This is a genomic window from Lysobacter cavernae (assembly GCF_042648505.1).
GTDB classification, from domain to species: Bacteria; Pseudomonadota; Gammaproteobacteria; order Xanthomonadales; family Xanthomonadaceae; genus Lysobacter_L; species Lysobacter_L cavernae.
Genome location: NZ_JBHRXK010000025.1, coordinates 1 through 1,310 on the forward strand (window position 1 = coordinate 1; position 1,310 = coordinate 1,310).

Here is a 1,310-nt window from a genome sequence, read left to right on the forward strand (position 1 = left end):
CAGGCTGCTGAAATACCTCCCACCCGCATAGACTTGTCCCATTACCGTTCTGCTTGCCCCGAGACCTTCGATGCGTGGTGCCGACGTACTGCAAGAAAGCCTGTTCACCGTCCGCAAGCTGGACGACTTCGTTCCTGCGGCGCATCCACTGCGGCCGATCCGCGAGCAGGTGAACCAGGCACTGGTGCGGCTGGACGGCCTGTTCGCGCGGATGTACGCCGAGGATGCCAAGGGCGGCCGCCCCAGCATCGCGCCGGAAAAGCTGCTGCGGGCGATGTTGCTGCAGGTGTTCTACAGCATCCGCTCCGAGCGGCAGCTGATGGAGCAGACCCAGTACAACCTGCTGTTCCGCTGGTTCATCGGGCTGGCGATGGACGATGTGGTATGGGTGCCGACGGTGTTCAGCAAGAACCGCGACCGGCTGATCGAACACGATGCCGTGGTGGCCTTGTTCAATGAAGTGCTGGCGCAGGCCGACCAGGCAGGCTGGCTGTCGGGCGAACACTTCAGCGTCGATGGGACGTTGATCCAGGCATGGGCGGGCCACAAGAGCTTCGTGCGCAAGGATGGGGATGATGAGGGCGACGGCAGTGACTTCCGTGGCCAGCGGCGCAGCAACGACACGCACGCCTCCACGAGCGATCCGGATGCCCGGCTGTACCGCAAGGGTGGCACGGCCAGCGAACTGCGTTACATCGGGCACACGCTCAGCGACAACCGACACGGATTGATCGCCAACGCGCGGGTGACGCACGCCGATGGTTATGCCGAACGCGAAGCGGCCAAGGCGATGATCGCCGATGCGGTGCAGGCGGCGGCGGAAGATGCCCAAGTCACGCTGGGTGCGGACAAGGGTTATGACGCGGCCGAGTTCGTGGAAGCGCTGCAGGAAATGAAGGTCATCCCGCATGTGGCGCAGAACACCAGCAATCGCCGCTCGGCGGTGCCTGACGAGATTGCTTCAAGCGATGGTTATGCGATTTCCCAGCGCAAGCGCAAGCTGATCGAGCAGGGCTTTGGCTGGGCCAAGTTCATCGGCCCGATCCGGCAGGTGATGGTGCGAGGGTTGGCGAAGGTGGACCAGGTGTTCATGCTGGCGATGACCGGCTACAACCTGGTGCGGATGCGAACACTGGGACAGTTGCGCCTGCAGTCCGGGAAAGCGGCATGAAATGGTCACTGCAGGTGGAAAGACTGCTGCAAAGTCGCCAAGAACCGGATCAACGGTGCGCCGATCTGAATGAAAGTCCGCTCGTGCCATCGCAGCCGGGGCGGATCGTGTTCAAGACGGGCGGTATTTCAGCAGCCTG

General features: G+C 62.9%; 1 protein-coding gene. It reads left to right on the forward strand.

The window, feature by feature from the left end:
• The first annotated feature begins 70 nt into the window (after window positions 1-70).
• Window positions 71-1,171 carry an IS5 family transposase gene (locus ACFOLC_RS16095; RefSeq protein WP_386760281.1) on the forward strand — a complete coding sequence of 367 codons (1,101 nt, stop codon included), beginning with the start codon at window positions 71-73 and terminating at the stop codon, window positions 1,169-1,171.
• Window positions 1,172-1,310: the final 139 nt, after the last annotated feature.

Bases quoted from the DNA above. Each gene is read 5' to 3' on its own strand.
- ACFOLC_RS16095 (WP_386760281.1), top strand. From the start codon at position 71: ATGCGTGGTGCCGACGTACTGCAAGAAAGCCTGTTCACCGTCCGCAAG.